This is a genomic window from Acinetobacter shaoyimingii (assembly GCF_011578045.1).
Taxonomy (GTDB): Bacteria; Pseudomonadota; Gammaproteobacteria; order Pseudomonadales; family Moraxellaceae; genus Acinetobacter; species Acinetobacter shaoyimingii.
Window position 1 is genome coordinate 614,600 of the sequence record NZ_CP049801.1, and the last position, 12,804, is coordinate 627,403.

The 12,804-nt window shown below is 38.5% G+C and carries 8 protein-coding genes; 1 reads left to right on the forward strand and 7 read right to left on the reverse strand.

Going from position 1 to position 12,804, the window contains the following annotated elements; all coding sequences use genetic code 11:
• Positions 1 to 133 precede the first annotated feature (133 nt).
• The 5 genes from G8E00_RS02865 to G8E00_RS02885 all read right to left on the reverse strand — a co-directional run bounded on the left by G8E00_RS02865 (position 134) and on the right by G8E00_RS02885 (position 9,012).
• A complete protein-coding gene (locus G8E00_RS02865; RefSeq protein WP_166221840.1) occupies positions 134 to 1,660 on the reverse strand; it encodes a fumarate hydratase in 1,527 nt (508 codons plus the stop codon).
• Between the two features lie 1,022 nt (positions 1,661 to 2,682).
• Complete coding sequence (locus tag G8E00_RS02870) at positions 2,683 to 3,561, reverse strand: ATP-grasp fold amidoligase family protein (RefSeq protein WP_166221842.1); 879 nt, start codon at positions 3,559 to 3,561, stop codon at positions 2,683 to 2,685.
• Positions 3,562 to 3,762: 201 nt separating this feature from the next.
• Positions 3,763 to 5,901 carry a phosphate acetyltransferase gene (gene pta / locus G8E00_RS02875; protein WP_166221844.1) on the reverse strand — a complete coding sequence of 713 codons (2,139 nt, stop codon included), beginning with the start codon at positions 5,899 to 5,901 and terminating at the stop codon, positions 3,763 to 3,765.
• Positions 5,902 to 5,963: 62 nt separating this feature from the next.
• Complete coding sequence (locus tag G8E00_RS02880; protein ID WP_166008489.1) at positions 5,964 to 7,178, reverse strand: acetate/propionate family kinase; 1,215 nt, start codon at positions 7,176 to 7,178, stop codon at positions 5,964 to 5,966.
• A 568-nt stretch (positions 7,179 to 7,746) separates the two neighbouring features.
• On the reverse strand, positions 7,747 to 9,012 hold the full coding sequence (locus G8E00_RS02885; RefSeq protein ID WP_166221846.1) for a glutamate-5-semialdehyde dehydrogenase: 1,266 nt from the start codon (positions 9,010 to 9,012) through the stop codon (positions 7,747 to 7,749).
• Between the two features lie 300 nt (positions 9,013 to 9,312).
• On the opposite strand from G8E00_RS02885, the gene G8E00_RS02890 reads away from it, so the two are divergent.
• Positions 9,313 to 10,656: an alpha/beta fold hydrolase gene (locus G8E00_RS02890; protein WP_166221848.1), complete on the forward strand. Its 1,344-nt coding sequence runs from the start codon at positions 9,313 to 9,315 to the stop codon at positions 10,654 to 10,656.
• Between the two features lie 71 nt (positions 10,657 to 10,727).
• Here the strand turns inward: G8E00_RS02890 and G8E00_RS02895 are convergent, their stop codons facing one another.
• Both G8E00_RS02895 and nagZ read right to left on the reverse strand, forming a co-directional pair.
• A complete protein-coding gene (locus G8E00_RS02895; RefSeq protein ID WP_166221850.1) occupies positions 10,728 to 11,591 on the reverse strand; it encodes a class I SAM-dependent methyltransferase in 864 nt (287 codons plus the stop codon).
• A gap of 110 nt (positions 11,592 to 11,701) precedes the next feature.
• Entirely contained in the window at positions 11,702 to 12,721 is a 1,020-nt protein-coding gene (nagZ, locus tag G8E00_RS02900) for a beta-N-acetylhexosaminidase (RefSeq protein ID WP_166221852.1), read from the reverse strand.
• Positions 12,722 to 12,804 lie beyond the last annotated feature (83 nt).

A 12,804-nucleotide genomic window follows, 5' to 3' on the forward strand; every position in this document is an offset into this window, starting at 1 on the left:
GTTTAAGTGTTGCTTTAAAAAAAGTAGAAATTTTTGTGATTAAATGTGATGAATTCTATAGTAGATTATATATAAATTTGAATGGATTATAAAAAAAGCATCCTTAAAGGATGCTTTTTTTTAACGCTAAAAATTATTTTGCAGCAGCATCAACCACTGGGATTTTACCAATTTTTGCTTGCCAGATTTTTGGTGCAGTTGCATGAATAGACGTACCATTCACGTCTACAGCTACAGATACAGGCATGTCTTTCACGACAAACTTGTAGATGGCTTCCATACCCAAATCAGCAAATGCTACAACTTCAGCCTCACGGATTGCTTTCGATACTAAGTATGCAGCACCACCAACAGCCATTAAGTAAGTTGCTTTGTTATCTTTAATTGCTTCAACAGCAGCAGGACCACGGTCAGCTTTACCAATCATGCCGTAAAGCCCCGTTGCTTCAAGTACTTGACGAGTAAACTTATCCATACGTGTAGCCGTTGTAGGACCAGCAGGGCCAACGACTTCATCACCCACTGGATCAACAGGACCTACGTAGTAAATGAATTTACCTTTAAGATCGACAGGAAGTTCTTCACCGTTGTTTAACATATCAACCATACGTTTATGCGCAGCGTCACGACCAGTATAGATTGTACCGTTAAGAAGTAATGTATCACCCGGTTGCCAAGTGTTCATTTCTTCTTGCGTGATATTGTCTAGATCAACACGTTTAGAAGATGAAGAATCCCAAGTCACTTCTGGGTAATCTTCAAGTTTAGGTGCAATGATGTTCGCAACACCTGAACCATCAAGGGTGAAGTGTGCGTGACGAGTCGCAGCACAGTTTGGAATCATACCGACTGGTTTACCTGCAGCATGACATGGGTAATCTTTAATTTTAATATCGAGTACAGTGGTTAAACCGCCAAGACCTTGAGCACCAATACCTAAAGCATTAACTTTCTCAAAGATTTCAATACGAAGTTCTTCAAGTTTGCTTTGTGGACCACGACGAAGAAGTTCGTCCATGTCCAATTCTTCCATCAATGCTTCTTTTGCAAGCATCATGGCTTTTTCAGCAGTACCACCAATACCGATACCGAGCATACCAGGAGGACACCAACCTGCACCCATTGTCGGAACAGTTTTAAGTACCCAATCTACGATCGAGTCAGATGGGTTCAACATAGCAAGTTTAGATTTATTTTCTGAACCGCCACCTTTAGCTGCAACAGTAATATCGACTTTGTTACCAGGAACAAGTTTGTGGTAGATCACAGCAGGGGTGTTGTCTTTGGTATTTTTACGACCAAAAGCAGGATCAGCAAGTACAGATGCACGAAGAATGTTTGAGTTCTCTAAGTAACCTTGGCGTACACCTTCGTTAATCGCATCGTCTAAGCTCATGGTTAAATCAAATTTAACGTCCATGCCCACTTCAACGAATACGTTGACAATACCTGTATCTTGGCAAATTGGACGATGTCCTTCTGCGCACATACGTGAGTTAATTAAGATTTGGGCGATCGCATCTTTCGCAGCTTTGTTCTCTTCACGATCGTACGCACGGCTCATCGCTTGGATGAAATCTTGTGGGTGATAGTAAGAAATAAATTGAAGCGCATCTTTTACAGATGTGATCAAGTCATCTTGCTTGATAATGGTTGTCATACAAATATCTCTTGAGCGGGCTGTTAGCTAGCGGGCTAAATTATAAGACAAATAAAAAGTTTTGTGGGAGTTTTGCGGATATTTTAGACAATAGTTAATGTTGCTTAAAATGATTGAAATATTGAAAAAATGAATGATCGAAACATTGGGCAAATTTTATTTAAAATGCTCTAGTTATTTGAGAAAAATTGAACTGAGGTCATGATTAGGAGAAATAAAAGTATATCCAATGTCGTGATGAGCGATTTAGGGAGTTTATCGTAAAAAATACCTTTCGGCTCTGTGATTCTAGGTCCTTTCAAACCCATTTCAAAATTACCTCTGATTAAAAGATTAAAAATGATCATGAGTAAAAATAATAAGTTAGTTATGACAATGCCAAGTTGACTCATTGGTTTGGCATTCAAGGACATAGAAAAAAGGAGCATATTAAAAATAATTAATATGATTATAGAAAAGCTTAAATATTTCACAGTTTATTGTTTTACTCATGTCATGAAAGTAATTCAGGACTTGCCCAATATTTAGCTTAGTCGGATTTAGATCTATATTGAGCTATAAATCAATAAAGTCATTCAATGAGCTGACCCAATAAGATCATGTATGACGCTATAGTGGCTCCAATTTGCAAACGACTTGAAGAGCAAAGCTTGATGGGCTCAGTCTGATTAACACTCAAAGGTTTCTATCGAAAAAAATCAACATTTGAATGGATACGAGGCAGACAGTTTGAGTATATCGTTTTCAGTTTAAAGAGATTGAATGGATTACATATTGATAAAATTAACTTACTCGCTATTTAAAATGTAATGATCGTGCTTATAGACTGAAATTATTCCACTGAATCGATTGATTTGACTCAAGTGTAGAAGTTTAGTCATAAGTTAAATTTATTGTTTCGACGTTCTTTACATCACCAAAGGTGACTGGAAGTGATGGAGTAATAAATGAAATATTTATCCATTATAAAAAATACATAGGGGCAGTAAGTGAGCACTATCCCCCCTAAGTACGTATATAGATTAATATGACTGCCAAAGTTGCCCTAGCTTTTGATCCCATTCACTTGGTGTGATAACCATTCTTCCTGCATTAGGAGTGAGGGTGATTTCACTGAAATACACTTTTTCTTGACCCAAAAGAAAATCAATACGGCTGTAACCATATTTAAAACAAAGATTTTCAGACTGCAGGATCATGTCTTGAAATTGCTGTGGTTTAGATAAAGGAGTAGGGGCATTGTCTTTTAAATCAACTTTGAACGGTTGTAATTTCCATTGAGTATCATAAATATTTGTAAATTCACGTCCTTCATAGTTTTGAATATCCATTTCAATGAATCTAACCTTTCCTTCAAAACAATGTACGCGGCAAGTGGTAATCATGGAATGCGTGATTTTGTCTTGATATAAGTCTACATATTCCTCAATCAAAATTTTGGGAGAAATATTTTTGTAATGCCATTCACGTTTTCTAAAATACATGTTCATTTTTAAATGTCGTGAGATTTTAGCTTCAGCACTTTTAATATCAAATGATGATTTATCTGTACAAACTATGGCGCTACCACTGTCATGGTTGCATTTTATAACGAACTTTTCAGGCAATTTCCCAAAATCAATTTCACTAAAATTTTTATAAGTGCCTAACAATGGAACAAAATAACAAGAATCTATCCTGTTTGAAATAATGTCTCTCACTGTAATTTTATCCGCCAATCCCGTATGCAAGGGATTCCTTTCAAAAATCATTCTAGCTGTTACTTTTTCATTAAAGCTTTGAGGGTTTTGAAAATTAGGTTCATAGCCCAATTTTTCAGTAAATCTTTTCGTAAGATATTTTTGATCTGATACAAATTTAGTGCGAATGATTTTGGCTGTATAAATGATCTGTTCTAACATTTCGTAAAATATGATTATTGAAGTTACAAAACTTTACATTAAAAAGAATTTTATTAATATCGTGAAAAGTATAGTTGTTAAAAATATTTTGTTATTTTTAATTATTATTTTATTCAATGTAAACTATTTTTTTAGTGTTGTTTAATGATTTGTAAACTATATCACTCACCACCCAAATGAGATGGTGAGTGATGATAGACATTAATTTACTTGCTGATCAGCCTGAATCGCCGTCAAAGCAATGGTGAATACAATATCATCCACCAAAGCACCTCGTGATAGATCATTTACAGGCTTGTTTAAACCTTGCAACATTGGACCAACACTAACCACGTTGGCCGCACGTTGAACGGCTTTATAGGTGGTATTTCCGGTATTTAAATCTGGGAAAATAAACACATTCGCTCGACCTGCGACTTTCGAATCGGGTGCTTTAGATTGTCCAACACTTTCAACTGAAGCAGCGTCGTACTGTAAAGGACCATCGATCAGTAAATCTGGTCGACGTTGTTTCGCAATTTCAGTAGCTTTGGCTACTTTTTCAACATCTGCTCCTGTACCTGAAGTACCTGTCGAATATGAAATCATGGCAATACGTGGGTCAATACCAAATGCTTTGGCAGAGTCAGCAGATTGAATGGCAATTTCTGCGAGTTGTTCTGCATCTGGATCTGGATTAATCGCACAGTCACCATATACATAAACTTCATCTGGCAACAACATGAAGAAGATGGATGAGACCAAGGAATAATCTGGTGCTGTTTTAATCAGCTGAAAAGCAGGGCGGACAGTATTGGCAGTGGTATGTACTGCGCCAGAGACTAAACCATGGACTTGATCGAGTGCCAACATCATTGTGCCAAGTACAACAGTATCTTGTAATTGTTCTTTGGCTTGTAGCTCATTGAGTTTGCCCTTACGCAGTTCAACCATTTTCTCAACATAATTGTCTCGAATTAAATCTGGATCAACAATTTCCAGTCCTTCTGGTAATGTGATACCACGTGCTTTGGCAACCTCTATAACTGCTTCTGGTTTTGCCAATAATACACATTGAGCAATACCTCGTGATTGGCAAATAGCCGCTGCTTCGATAGTGCGAGGTTCATCACCTTCAGGTAATACTACACGTTTTTGAGCTGTAATTGATTTTTGAACCAACTCGTGACGGAATGCAGAAGGGGATAAGCGTGGTTGATAGTCTCCATTGAGGATAACTTTAATCCAATCTTCATCTAAATGACTGGAAACAAAGCGTGTCACTTGTTCAGCACGTTCTGTATCGTCTACTGGAATTTCATTGCTTAAATTTGACAAGATTTGGGCGGTTTCAAATGTGCTTAACTGGGTATGTAAAATGGGCAAACCATTTTTCATGGCAGTTTGGCAGAACTCAAATACTGAAGCTTTAGGTTGATAAGGTTCGGTCAGCACTAAACCTGCAAGTGGAATTCCATTACTGCTGGCTAGACTACTTGCAAGTAGTATATCTATACGATCCGCAGCACTAATAATCAGTTCACCCGCGACGAATTTATGCAACTCATATTCTATATTTGAGGCAATTAAACTGCTGTGTAATACACGGCGTTGTTTTGCATCACCTTCATTAATCCAATGCGCCTGAATTTGTTTAGCCAAATCCGATACTCGCGGAACACTCAAAGTGTTGCTAAAGGGTACCATCCCAATCACAGGGAATAAGGCTGAACCAATTTGTGGATGTGATTTTTGAATGGCTTGAACAAATTGTTGGGTTTCGTTGACCAATCGTAAGGACGGATCAATGGTCACTGGAATTTTCGCAGATTCTTCAGATAAACCGCGTGTACGCATAAAGAGTACACCTGACATGCGTTTAGAGCTCAAACCACCAAATTGGCGTAATTGCGCTTCAACTTTTTCAGCAGTTTTTGCAGGTTTGTCTATATTGGCATTGGTGACAATCACCACTTTTGCATCTAATGCTTGTGCAAGTGTGGCATTAAACTCTGTTGCAAAGGTATCTATTGCATTGGGTACAAGTCCTTCCACAATAATGACATCGTGATTCTTTGCAATTTGACGATGCAGATGCACTGCTTCTTCTAGAAGTTCATCACTTTCACCCACATTGAGTAAATGGACCAATTTTTCATAAGAAATCGGTTCAACAGTCTCTGATTTAGTCAGATGGCGGTACAGTGCTGTAGAGCGATCTGCACTCTCTTTGCTCTCTTGAGAAAAAGGTTTTAAGAAACCCGCTTTAATCCCTTGGCAATCGAGTGCATAAATTAAACCTAAACATGCAGATGTTAAACCAACACCTTCTCCAGTGGGAACCAGTAAAATTGTCTTCATAAGTGTCAAAAATCAGTATTTAAAATTGGATTAAAAGTTTCACAACTACATTCAATCAGCCATTACACACTTTCTATGGCTTGTGTAGTTGCATCATTATTTTCAAACTCATGAAAAGCAACGTGTTTCGTTTCTTGAGCGATACGACCTTCTTCATCGGTAGGTACGACCCAAATTTGAGGACCTGTACCTTGATCAATACGGCCTTCAGTGCCACGTTTTAATTCGTTGTTTTTTTCTTTAGAGAGTTTGAAACCAAAATGCGGTAAATAATTCAAGGTTTTTTCACGAATATAAGCTGAGTTTTCACCAATACCGCCTGTAAAGAAGAGCCCATTAATTTCTGGTAATCCACAGCTGAGTCCTGCTAAAGATTTTGCTAAACGGTAACAGAACACTTCAATGGCAAGCGTTGCATCTTCATTGCCTTGTTCCGAAGCTTCAATCAATGTACGCATATCATTTGAAAGGTCTGATAAACCCAATAAGCCTGATTGGCTGTTGAGCATTTTATCAATTTTATAGATGTCCCAACCGAGGTTATTGGCAAGGAAACTGTGGATACTCGGATCAACATCACCACTGCGTGTGCCCATGACAACGCCTTCAAGCGGTGTTAAGCCCATAGAGGTATCGACACTTTCACCATTCCAGATGGCACAAGTTGAACTTCCATTGCCCAAATGAGCAGTTAACCAACCACCTTGTCTAAAGCTACCTGCGAGTTCTGAACCACGGTCTGAAACATAGGCATGACTGGTGCCATGAAATCCGTAACGGCGTACGCCATGTTCAGTATATAAAAATTTCGGCAGGGCATAACGGTATGCGTGTGAAGGCATGGTTTGATGAAATGCTGTGTCAAAAACAGCGACTTGTGGCAAATCTGGGAATAAACGTTGAGTCGCTTCAATCCCAATCAGATGCGCAGGATTGTGTAGTGGAGCAAGTGGAGTTGCTTCACGAATCTTTTCAATAATTTCAGGGGTGATGAGTTCTGCTTTAGTGATGTTGCCACCATGGACCACACGATGGCCAATGGCATCAGGTTTGTAATTGGCTAAACGTGATAGGCCGACTTCAAGCGCTTCTTTATGATCAGCATTTGGAATATGAATATCAACAGGTTCATTGCCCACTGTCACGCCTTTGATACGTGCCTCAGGTGTTCCTAAGTTTTCAGCCAAACCATGAATGCGGAACTTTTGATCTTCAAGTAATAAAGCAAACTTTATAGATGAAGAACCGCAATTGATTACAAGTACTGACTTAGACATGACGGGTTCCTTCGCTGATAATTCTCATACTTAAATTGTTTTAGTCGACGCGATAAGTGTGCGCAATTTAGCTACAGTTTATCGTGGTCGTAGTTGTATCATGTGTTTTTTTAGTGTCCTAGATAGACTTTAGCAGATTAGACTTAAGAACTATCGACCAATCGTCTAATAATAACTAAAATCTATCGGTTCATAGTTTTCATTTATTTAAAAAATAATAGTCTTGTTCAAATTATAAGCAATTGTTTTAAAATAACATAATTTTTTTCTTATTTCATGGTGTAAATACAAACTTAAACATCACCTCGATTTAGGTATGCTACTTATGTATGTGCAGTGATTTAAGCGATAAAACAAGACGCTCATTGAATCAATTCAACACTATCTTAGCGAAGCGCAATTTCAAAACGTTGAGTTTGTTCTCAGTGAATGAGATTGACAATGTGCGTTTATAACTCATTTGAGTTTTTTAATTTTATTAAATAAAACATGTATTTAAAAAATTAATCATCTTGGAGTTAAAAATTAGCCACCTTGTGGTGGCTAATGTAAAAGACGATTTTTTCACTTATTGGCGAATTTGACCATCACCTAAAACGATCCATTTTTGAGAAGTCAGACCTTCTAGACCCACTGGACCACGGGCATGGATTTTATCAGTCGAAATCCCAATTTCTGCACCTAGTCCATATTCAAAGCCGTCGGCAAATCGAGTTGAAGCATTGACCATAACTGAACTTGAATCTACTTGAGTTAAGAATTTTCGTGCCAGTGTAAAGTTTTCAGTAATAATCGCATCGGTATGATGTGAGCCATATTTATTGATGTGCTCAATCGCTTCATCTATACCGCTGACAATTTTTACAGCCAGAATTGGGCCGAGGTATTCGGTATACCAATCTTCTTCTGTAGCAGGCTTTACTGATGCACCTAAAATACGTTGGACATCTGGGCAACCACGTAGCTCAACTTGCTTTTCTGCATATAGTTCTGCAATGTGAGGTAAAAAAGCTTCAGCGACTTTTTCATCGACCAAAAGTGTTTCCATGGCATTGCATACACCATAACGATGTGTTTTTGCATTGAGCGCGATAGGCAATGCTTTATGCAAATCTGCTTGTGCTTCCACAAAGATGTGACAGTTTCCGTCTAAATGCTTGATTACAGGAATGGTCGCTTCGTTGGTAATCCTTTCGATTAAACTTTTACCACCGCGAGGAACAATCACATCGACAAACTCATTTAATGTAATGAGTTGTCCAACTGCTGCACGATCAGTCGTATTGATGACTTGAACCGTATCTTCAGGCATACCTGCGACTTTTAAGCCATGTTGGATGGCTGTGGCAATCGCTTGATTCGACTCAAGGGCTTCTGATCCACCTCGTAAAATGATCGCGTTACCTGATTTAATGGCTAAGGATGCAGCTTCCAAAGTGACGTTCGGGCGCGATTCATAAATCATGCCGACCACACCTAAAGGCACACGCATTTTACCAATTTGAATACCTGTTGGGCGGTAAGCTAAATCAGTAATCTCACCAATCGGATCAACCAAGCTGATCACATCTTTAAGGCCTTGCAACATGCCTTTAAAGCGGGTGGGGGTAAGTTCAAGACGATCAAGTAAAGCGCTGTCTAAATTACGTTCACGACCTTTGGTCATGTCTAATTGATTGGCAGCTAAAATTTGAGGCTCGCTATTTTGTAAAGCCGAATAAATAGCGGACAAAGCGTTATTTTTGTCTAAAGTAGATGCACCAGCCAAGTAACGCGAAGCTTTACGCGCATTTTGACCTACACGGTGCATATACTGTTCGATAGAATCTTGCATAGCGGTTTAAATGATCATCTAAAAATCTCTATTTGATAGTAGCAGTCAGCGTTACAACAATCTATGAATTTTTTAAACTAAAACAATCATGCTGATAAAACTTGTAACTATTTTTTGCCATTATTTTTCAATAAAAACGACAAACAACCCTATCAGAGATTGCACATAAATCGTTCATCTGTATAGAATGCATTTAGAATGTGCCAATTGTTACATAATTTATAATTATAGAGATGTGTTTCAACATAATGAGCTTTCTAACGAATTAAAACAAAAAAGCCAGGACGGAGAAGAACGGAAATGAATTCCCAAATACAGATAGATTCGGAAGCATACCCAGAAAAAATGCCAACAAGCTTTTTTGATCTTTATGATAAAAATAGTTTTAAACAGCCAGCCAGAGTCACGTGGATAAGAGGGTGGAAGATCGAGTATATGGCCATTGCCGATCCGAAAACGTTAAACAAAACCCCAATTGTGATCGTAGGTGGTGCTTTTCAAAATTTTAATTCTTATAAATACTGTGTTGAGCAACTTTTTGAATCGGGTCCTGTGATTTTAATTGACTTGCCGTCATTGGGTGCAAATCAACAAATTCGTAACCGAGATACAGGCGAATCTGCTGCGATTTTAGAACTTCCTGAATTGTCAAAAATGTTAGGTGAGTGGTTAGATTTGGTCGAGATTCGCAAAGTTTCTGTCATGGGTATGTCACTAGGTTCGGTTGTCGCGTCTTGTTTTGCACATGAACGTCCAGATCTCATTGAACGTATGATTTTGATGGGAGTGATGCAAAAAACCCGAAAAAGCTGGCGTATGTTGCTTGAGGAATCACTCATGCTCATGAAAGAACAGCGCATGGATGAGTTTGGACAAGCCGTGATTTTGTATTTGGTCAATCATGCAAAACTCCATAAAACCAGAATGTCTCCTACAGCAAAACGTCTTTTCTTTAAACAAATGGCAGAGTTTTCCGACACTGAAAAAGAGCGTTATGAAATTAACTGTAATCGATTATTAAGCCTTGAGCATGTACCAGTACCCAGCTGTAAAACTTTGGTGGCTTGTGGGCAATATGACAGTTTTACTTTGCCTCATGAAAATGCCAATTTTGCTTTGCAATGTCCTGATGTTCAATTTGCTCTTATAGCCAATGCAGACCATGTACCACAATTACAACGCCGTAAAGAAACCTTAAATTTATTCAGCCATTTTTTACAAGCGAAACCATTGAATCAAGTCGAAGGTATAATCGAATTAAATCGTGAACAAATGAGCCAGTTACAACAGCGCGGTGAAGACCGCATTGAAATTGAGCACTCTCATAGTTTTTTGACTCATCGAGAACAACAGCTTCAGATCGATGTAGATATTATCAATATCAATTATTTCGGCGTATTGATGGAAATGGGTGATATGCAAAGCTTAAAGCGTGTTACTGAATATCCACGAGATCTGGCTTTGCATCTACAAGATGAAGAAGGTGATTTTAAAGTTGAATGCTTAATTTTTGAAACGCAAGGTACCCAAGTTCGAGCATTATTTAAACATGGATCTTTTGATGTAGCTGAGCGATTATTTAATTTTTTAGAAGCAAATCGTACGCAACAAGCGCAACCTATTTCGAGTCTGAGCTTATGTTAAATGGGGGATCATTAGGTCACCAGATCATTAGCCACTCTATATTTAAAAATGCTAGAGGATGTTCTAAACCGTTAATCCAGCAGCTCAGCATGAATCACCCAAACCAAATCGCCTAAATGTTCATGGTGATTTGGACCAATCTCGTCATGACTTGGATATTGGTTCAAGTATTGTTGTGGTTGTAAGACTTTGACTTGATCGAACCCTGCGTCTAAAAAGAATGTTTGCACTTCCTTGGGACTTTGAAAATGAAAAGTAAAAGCACTTCTCGACATCAGTTTTAATAATTTGCTGCTCGACCAAATTACTTTAGCCAGTTTGTTTTTGACCGGTTCTGGATAGATATCGGTTAAATAATGTAATGCCTGAAACGGCTCGCCATATTTGACAATGGATTGTAACAGTTGTTTTAAAAGCGCTAAGTCGAAATAGTTAATAAACCCTTCACTGATCACAACCAATGGACGATTTTGATCAAAAACATGAAACGCATTTTGAAAATCTTCCGTAAATAGATCTGCGGAAAGTACATCAGGCTGATTGGTATCAATTTGTTTTAATGCAGCTTGTTTGGTTGCGGCCATGTCGGGCAAATCAAGCTCACGATACTCAATTGCAGGATAGTGTTCTCTAAACCACCAACCTCGTGGTGACAGTCCAGCGGCAATTTCTAATACTTGTAAATCGGGATAGCGCTCAATTAACGCTTTTAATTGGTCATCGAGTAAAGTATGGCGTGCTTTTAGGGTGGTGCGCATACTGCCACCCACATATTTTTCAGCCAGACTTTCAACAGGATTGATCAACATGGCCAATGATCTTCCTTGTTTGGTTGCAAAAGCAGGGTGTGAAATACCCATTTGATACCAAATATAGCCAGTATAGTGTGCGGTAAAGGAAATATGACGATGTTTGGATAAATGTGATTTTGACATGCACGGTCCTGTGAAGTTTTTATTGTTTATTTTAGGTCATGATGGAAATGTCGATTTAAAATTTACCATCAGAAAAAGAAGGAGGAACATTGCAATGTTCCTCCTTAGTTTTAAAGGGTATTTTTAAAATCTTCAATGATCTTTTTGACAGATTGCCATTCTTCGCCTAAATCGAGTTGCTCACCTACAGTAATATTTGGAATTTTTCCACGCATACGCTCCAAACGTGCTTTATTTGGTAATGGGTAATCTTGAATACCCTTTAATGCGGTACATGCGGATTCACGGTTATTACACACTAAGCCCATATCACAGCCCGCATCTAATGCCGCTTGAATACGTGTATCAGCACCACCTGCAACACAAGCAGCTTGCATGGTTAAATCATCAGAGAACAGTACGCCATCGAACTTGAGTTTTTCTCGTAAAATCTTTTGAATCCAAAACGGTGAAAAACCTGCTGGGTTTGGATCGACATTTTCATAAATCACATGTGCAGGCATGAGTGCATCGAGCTGTGGTTGCAATTCAATAAAGCTTTGCATGTCATTTTGTTCAATCTCTTCATAACTGCGTGTATCAATAGCAGCAGCTACATGCGAATCTGCTTTAACAGAACCATGACCAGGGAAATGTTTGCCTGTATTTGCCATGCCTGCACGTTTCATACCACGCATAAATGCACTTGCTAATGGAATAATGTCAGATACATTTTGGGCAAAAGCACGATCACCAATCACATCACTAATGTCATTGATATCAAGAACAGGCGCAAAGCTAAAGTCGATTCCGACTGCTAAAACTTCAGTTGCCATCAGCCAACCACATTTTTCTGCCAGATCGATTGCACGTTCGGGTTCTGAGGTATAAAGTTCTCCAAAGCGACCCATAGCAGGCAGTAAAGTAAAGCCATTTTTCAGGCGTTGTACTCGACCACCTTCTTGATCAACCGCAATTAATATGTCGGGGCGTATTTGACGCATATGATCGGTAAGCGCACGAACTTGGGCTGGGGAAATGATATTTCTTGAAAATAAAATGACTCCACCGACTTGCGGAGATTGTAATAGTTCAATATCTTCTTGATTAAGTTCTGTGCCTGCAACATCAAGCATCAATGCGCCAATCATAATGGAGTCCGTGGTTGTGTTTTTTAAAGAGAAAACAATACCCGAATTCTGCAATGATTTGCTACATTTTGTCAGTACAGATT

What these genes read in the sequence shown, in the direction of transcription:
- G8E00_RS02865 (WP_166221840.1), bottom strand. Translation starts at nt 1,660, where the DNA reads ATGACAACCATTATCAAGCAAGATGACTTGATCACATCTGTAAAAGAT.
- G8E00_RS02870 (WP_166221842.1), bottom strand. Translation starts at nt 3,561, where the DNA reads ATGTTAGAACAGATCATTTATACAGCCAAAATCATTCGCACTAAATTT.
- pta (WP_166221844.1), bottom strand. Translation starts at nt 5,901, where the DNA reads ATGAAGACAATTTTACTGGTTCCCACTGGAGAAGGTGTTGGTTTAACA.
- G8E00_RS02880 (WP_166008489.1), bottom strand. Translation starts at nt 7,178, where the DNA reads ATGTCTAAGTCAGTACTTGTAATCAATTGCGGTTCTTCATCTATAAAG.
- G8E00_RS02885 (WP_166221846.1), bottom strand. Translation starts at nt 9,012, where the DNA reads ATGCAAGATTCTATCGAACAGTATATGCACCGTGTAGGTCAAAATGCG.
- G8E00_RS02890 (WP_166221848.1), top strand. Translation starts at nt 9,313, where the DNA reads ATGAATTCCCAAATACAGATAGATTCGGAAGCATACCCAGAAAAAATG.
- G8E00_RS02895 (WP_166221850.1), bottom strand. Translation starts at nt 11,591, where the DNA reads ATGTCAAAATCACATTTATCCAAACATCGTCATATTTCCTTTACCGCA.
- nagZ (WP_166221852.1), bottom strand. Translation starts at nt 12,721, where the DNA reads ATGATTGGCGCATTGATGCTTGATGTTGCAGGCACAGAACTTAATCAA.